Below are 6,418 nucleotides of genomic sequence, written 5' to 3'. Positions count from 1 at the left end.
CAGCGTTTCCGCCACGGCTGAAACTGGAAAAACGGCGAAAATCGGTTTTCCGCCACGGCCGAAGAGTAAAAAACAACAAAAACAGCGTTTCGGCCGCGGCCGAAAGCTTAAAAATAAAAAAAATGCGTTTCGGCCATGGCCGAAAAACGAGAAACGGCAAAAACAGCATTTCGGCCACGGCCGAAGCTGAAAAAATGCCTCAAAAACGGTTTTCCAATCCCTTGGAAATGGGGAAAAAGCTTCAAAAACGGTTTTCCAACCTCTTGGAAGTAAGAAAGGCAGATGCTTCAACTGAATTCACATGAATAAAATAACGAAATCATAAACACAATGAGAGTATCATCATTTATTTTGACCTGTTTAGTAGCAATGTCTGCACCGCCTGCTTTCAGTCAGGTGGCACAACGTTACACGGACACCGTGGCTGAAAATGCCACGACATTCATCAGTAAGCGTCCTCCAATCCATGAGCGACTCTTTAAGTCGGAGGCCATAGACAAGGAGATAAAGCGGGTGAAGAAGATTTTGAAAGACAATCCTCGCTTGGCCTGGATGTTTGAGAACTGCTTTCCCAACACCCTTGAGACGACAGTCCACTATCGCGTGAAAGACGGCGAAGACGACACCTTTGTCTACACGGGCGATATTGCTGCAATGTGGCAGCGCGACTCCGGTGCCCAGGTATGGCCGTATGTCCGATTTGTCAATGGCGACCTTCAGCTGAAACGGATGATCAGGGGTGTCATCCTCAGAGAATTTAAGAATACAAATATCGACCGTTATGCCAATGCCTTCAATGATGGCCCAACAGGTGGAGAATGGCAGAGTGACGGGACCGACATGAAGCCCGAGATACATGAACGCAAATACGAAATAGACAGCGAATGCTATCCTATACGCTTGGCTTATCAATATTGGAAGGTGTCAGGTGATGCTACTGTTTTCGGGAATGAATGGCTGAATGCAATCAGAAACACGCTGCTTACTTTCCGCGAGCAACAGCGTAAGAATGGGCTTGGCCCCTACCGCTTCCTGCGTGTCACTGACCGTGCCTACGACACTGTAGGTTGGGGCGGCTATGGCTCGCCTGTAAAACCATGCGGACTGATTGTTTCTGTGTTTCGTCCGTCGGACGACGCCACAATCTTTCCGTTTCTCATACCCGCCAACTTCATGGCTGTGACCACTCTGCGCAAGGCGGCAGAGATACTCACTGCCGTCAACCGCGAAGCCGATCTTGCCAAGCAGTGTAACGACTTGGCCGACGAAGTGGAACAGGCTTTAAAGAAGTATGCCGTCTACAATCATCCGAAATATGGAAATATCTATGCGCTTGAAGTGGATGGCTTTGGAAATCATCTCCTTGCTGACGATGCCAATGTTCCTTCGTTGCTTGGTATGGGCTATTTAGGAGATGTGTCGCTTGACGATCCCACATATCAGAACACACTGCGTTTCGTTTGGAGTGAAGACAATCCTTGGTTCTTCCGCGGTAAGGTTGGCGAGGGCATCGGAGGCCCGCATATCGGTTTGAACATGGCTTGGCCAATGAGTATCATGATGAAACTGTTTATCTCTAAGGATGATAAGGAAATAGCCAAGTACATGACGATGCTCATGCATACTGATGCGGGTACCGGATTCATGCACGAGAGCTTCGATGTAAACGACTCTGACCATTACACTCGTCCGTGGTTTGCATGGCAGAATGGGCTTTTTGCCGAACTTGTCATGAAGCTTATCGACGAGGGAAAGGCTCCGCTTCTCAACAGCCTGAAGTGAAAACATATAGGGATTAATTCGTCAGAACATGGCCAACAGCAATGTTTGTCGGTCATGTTATAGCATTGTTCAACGATCAATATTTACTACACACTTATGAGAAACCTGTACGAGCGGCTTGTGTTGTCTGTCATCCTGATGTGTACAGCACAGATGTTGTCGGCCGTGGAAGAGAACGACTACGCTTCATTCGTCAACCCCTTAGTAGGCTCACAGTCATCGTTTCAGCTGTCTGCCGGCAATACCTATCCTGCCATAGCAATGCCGTGGGGCATGAATTTCTGGACTCCGCAGACAGGAAAGAATGGTGATGGCTGGCAATATGTTTACACTTCGCATAAGATTCGCGGACTGAAACAGACGCATCAACCGAGTCCGTGGATAAACGATTATGGTGTGTTTTCACTCATGCCGGAGGTTGGTCAGCCGGTCTTTGACGAGGAGCAGCGAGCCTCGTGGTTCTCGCATATGTCGGAGATTGTGAAGCCTTATTATTATAAGGTGTATCTTGCCGACTATGACATCAGGGCAGAGATGACGCCGACAGAGCGTGCTTGCATGATGCGGTTGACTTTTCCGAAGACCGACAGTGCCAGCGTGGTCATAGATGCTTTTGATTATGTTTCTGAAGTGAAGGTGATCTCGGAGCATAACATGGTTGTGGGTTACTCTACGAAGAACAGCGGTGGGGTGCCGAAGAACTTCCGTAATTATTTTATCATTAAGTTTGATCATCCCATAGCTTATGCTCTTGATAGTGAAGGTAACGCTTTGCCTTTTGCAACCAAGTGCAAGCGCGGTTGCATCGTAGGCTTCAAGACATCACGCCGAGGTGAGCCTGTGATTGCACGCGTGGCATCATCGTTCATCAGTCCTGCGCAGGCGCAATTAAACTTAAAGGAACTTGAAACTGCAGGGAATTCCATGGAGAACATCATGGAGCGTGGACGCAACTCCTGGAATGCGGCACTCGGACGTATAGAGATTGGCGATGACAACATCGACAACAAGCGTACCTTCTACTCTTGTCTTTATCGCTGCCTGCTGTTTCCACGCATGCTTTGGGAGAGGGATTCGGATGGCAATGTGATACACTACAGCCCCTATAATGGGAAAGTTCTGCCCGGATATATGTACACCGACACTGGTTTCTGGGATACATTCCGTGCCCTTTTCCCATTGCTGAACATGCTCTATCCTGATGTAAACATGCGCATACAAGAAGCACTTGCCAATGTTTATCGTGAGTCTGGCTTCCTACCCGAATGGCAGTCACCGGGTCACCGCGATTGCATGGTAGGCAATAACTCCGCATCTGTCGTTGCAGACGCATGGCTTTCAGGGGTCAAGACCAAGGATGCCGAGACGCTGTGGGAGGCTGTTGTGCATGGCACTGCGGCTGTACATCCGAGCATTGGCTCTACAGGCAGGAGGGGATTTGAATATTATAACAAGTTAGGCTATGTGCCCTATGATGTGAATATCAATGAGAATGTGGCCCGTACGCTTGAATATGCCTATGATGATTGGTGCATCTACCGGCTTGGCAAGGCTATGGGGAAGTCGAAGAAAGCATTGGAACCTTTCAAAAAGCGGGCGATGAATTATCGTAATGTCTTTGATCCGACGGTAAAGATGATGCGTGGCAGACTGAAGAATGGACAGTTTCAGTCGCCTTTCTCACCTTATAAATGGGGGGATGCTTTCACTGAAGGCAACTCATGGCATTGGACATGGTGTGTGTTCCACGACCCCAATGGACTCATAAACCTTATGGGAGGCAGGGAGATGTTCAATCGGATGATGGACTCTGTGTTTGTAGTCCCACCCATATTCGACGATAGTTACTACGGACAAGTAATCCACGAAATACGTGAAATGCAGGTCATGGACATGGGGAACTATGCACATGGCAACCAGCCTATACAGCACATGCCTTACCTCTACGATTGGTCTGGACAGCCATGGAAGGCACAGTGGCATATACGTGACATCATGGGCAGACTCTATAACGCCAATCCTGACGGCTATTGTGGCGATGAAGACAATGGTCAGACCTCTGCATGGTTTGTCTTTTCGGCCTTGGGTTTCTATCCTGTATGCCCGGGAAGCGGCGAGTATGCCATTGGCACGCCCTATTTCAAGCATGTGATTTTGCACATGCCAGAGGGGAAAACGGTAACGATTGATGCTCCGAAGTGTTCTGAAGTCAACCGATATATAGATGCGATGACTGTAAACGGGCTCTCTTGGAATGTGAACTATCTGAAGCTTAGCGACCTTAAGAAGGGGGGGAAGATAGTATTCAATATGTCGTCACAGCCGAATACTTCGCGTGGTATCACAGCCGAAGCAGCGCCATATTCCATGAGTGCTCTCAATGTGAACAAGTAATAAGACAAGATGAGCGCGCATGATGAAATGCCAAACAGAGTTGGTTGTCTTTCCATGAAATAGCCTATAAAGACTGGTTGTCAAAGGGAAAGAGCGTGCCGGATAGGAGTTCCCTTTCATATGTTTTAAGAGAGAGGTTGTTATTTGCGTCAGATTACCGTGTAATATGACTCAAGTTGCGCGGTGTTTTGACGCAGATTGCGACATAATCTGACGCAAGTCACAACGCATAGTGACGCAAATTGCACGGCGAAGTCTGCGAAACGATGAAATCATGCCTGTTGTGTTGCTTTCCTGTCCTTAGGGAACAGCGCTTGAAAATATAGGAAACAGGGGCGATAAACATTGCAGAAAGAGGGAAGTTCAGAGCGGCGATGCCATAGAAAACAGGCTTGCTGACACCTGTATTCAACTCACTATACATGATGAAAAAGAAGTACCAGAGACAGGCTCTGATACTTCTTTTGGTTTTATTATGGGTTAATGCGCTATTGGGCAGTAACCATCTGATAGTAGTCTTGTGTGTTGGCCCAGAAGAGTTTGGTATAGAAACCGGTCGACTCTTTATAATTCTTGGTAATGGCTGCTTGCACATTGTCGGCATTGTAGGTGAGTTCATCGCTTGGATAAGGCAGTCGATGAGCCGGCTTGGGATAGCTGCTGACCTGTGCATCTGTAGCGAAAGTCACTTTTGGATAACCTGTCCGGCGCACTACATTCCATGCTTCCAACTCGTTCATAAAACTGAAGTTAAGCCATAGTTGGGTTGCAACGACCTGCTCGGTCCCGTCCCATATCTGCGTGGCATAGGCTTGGGCTTGGGCTTCTGTGGGCAACTTTGTCTTTCGTTTGCCTGCGTAGCTGTCATTGAAGTATGTGTTGTCGATAGCCTTATAGAGCGTGCTGTTAGTCTTCAATTTCTTGTAGTATGCGAATGATTGTACTACGCCTTTGATGAAATAGTCTTTGGCTTTTGCAGCATTGGCAGTAACACCATATCCTTTGAGATAACACTCGGCAATGCTCAGACTCACTTCGGCGGCGTTGAGCCAGCATGCCGGAAGCCGTTCGTTGCCTTGATAGTTTGCCCAACCTTGAACGGCCTGTGAATCGATAACACAGTAGTAGTTGGCACTCTTGATGCCTTTACTTTGATAGACTTTGATGCTGTCGCTTTCTAAATTGGATATGTCGGTGTTGCTCTTGTTCACGTCGTAAGCCACGTATCTGCCACTTGGATTAGGATCGTAAACGAGGGGCAGGCGCGGGTCGGAGTTGGCATTTGGATAGCCTGTAGACGGAACGTGCATGGCATCGAGCATGGCTTGAGAACCCGAGCTGTAGGGCGAACTGTTGAGAGCTTGCGATACTGACTTTCCATAATTGAAGTCGTCGGTCTGTGTGTCGGCAGCAACACCTTGGTTTTTAGTGTTGTCATCAATCAGAGGATAGGTTGAGGGATTTTCCAAAATCTCCTTGATGGCAGCCTTTGCAACCGTGACACATTCGCCATTGGTAGCCAAGTGGAGGGCGATGCGCAGTCGGAGTGAGTTGACATAACGCTGCCATATGTCGGTGTTTCCATTGGCAAGCGTGAAGTCTTGGCGCTTTAAGTTGGCAACGCCATTGGCATTCAGATTGCCCGCAGCAAAGTAATCGCCGACTTCTTTCAAGTCAATAAGGATTTGTTTATAGGTGTCGACATCGCTGTCATACACGTCTTTCTTCTTTGCATCTGCATAGTCGCTTGATTTCCAGATTGTGGAAGCACCCTTGTAAGGAACGTCTCCCCAGATGGATAGTACTTCGTGGAGCTGTGCCTGCATGACAGTGCGTCCCAACAAAAGGAATATCTTGTTGGAAGGTTGTTCGGTTTCGTTTAGCTTGTTATAGTTATCTTCCAACAGGCGATATTGTGTGAGCATGTCATAGAAATCCTGCCAGCGTGTGTTGAAATATCCTTCACCTGCTCCTCTGAAACGCCCGCGGTTATTGGCATTCCCGATAACTCCTGAGTAGAAACCTGAGGTTGTAGACTGGACATAGTAGCGATAATACACGGGGTTCATCCATTTGTTGCCTTTGTAGAGCACTGCTGTGAACACTTGCGGCACGCCTACAGTTGAAGTCTTGGACGGGTCTTCGTATTTGGCATCGAAAGACGAGTCGCTGCACGATGTCGTTGACAAGAGTGCAAGCCCTGTTAAGGCTAAAGCTATTATCTTTTTCATAGTGTTTCTTA

4 protein-coding genes are annotated in these 6,418 nt (G+C 47.9%); 3 read left to right on the top strand and 1 reads right to left on the bottom strand.

Annotated features, from left to right (window positions below):
- The 3 genes from HMPREF2983_RS14025 to HMPREF2983_RS09110 form a co-directional block, all read left to right on the top strand.
- The coding region (locus HMPREF2983_RS14025) for a hypothetical protein (RefSeq protein WP_168166208.1) at positions 1 to 305 on the top strand (305 nt) is incomplete at its 5' end.
- A 25-nt stretch (positions 306 to 330) separates the two neighbouring features.
- Positions 331 to 1,782 (top strand): glycoside hydrolase family 125 protein, encoded by a 1,452-nt coding sequence (locus tag HMPREF2983_RS09115; RefSeq protein ID WP_371441358.1) that lies wholly within the window; start codon positions 331 to 333, stop codon positions 1,780 to 1,782.
- Between the two features lie 96 nt (positions 1,783 to 1,878).
- On the top strand, positions 1,879 to 4,176 hold the full coding sequence (locus HMPREF2983_RS09110; RefSeq protein WP_070667823.1) for a GH92 family glycosyl hydrolase: 2,298 nt from the start codon (positions 1,879 to 1,881) through the stop codon (positions 4,174 to 4,176).
- A 488-nt stretch (positions 4,177 to 4,664) separates the two neighbouring features.
- On the opposite strand, the gene HMPREF2983_RS09100 is transcribed toward HMPREF2983_RS09110, so the two are convergent.
- Positions 4,665 to 6,407: a SusD/RagB family nutrient-binding outer membrane lipoprotein gene (locus tag HMPREF2983_RS09100; RefSeq protein WP_070667821.1), complete on the bottom strand. Its 1,743-nt coding sequence runs from the start codon at positions 6,405 to 6,407 to the stop codon at positions 4,665 to 4,667.
- Between the last annotated feature and the right edge of the window lie 11 nt (positions 6,408 to 6,418).

This window comes from Prevotella sp. HMSC077E09 (assembly GCF_001814685.1).
GTDB lineage: Bacteria > Bacteroidota > Bacteroidia > Bacteroidales > Bacteroidaceae > Prevotella > Prevotella oris.
The sequence above is the reverse complement of the archived record's forward strand: the minus strand, read 5'-3'. Positions and strand labels throughout refer to the sequence as shown.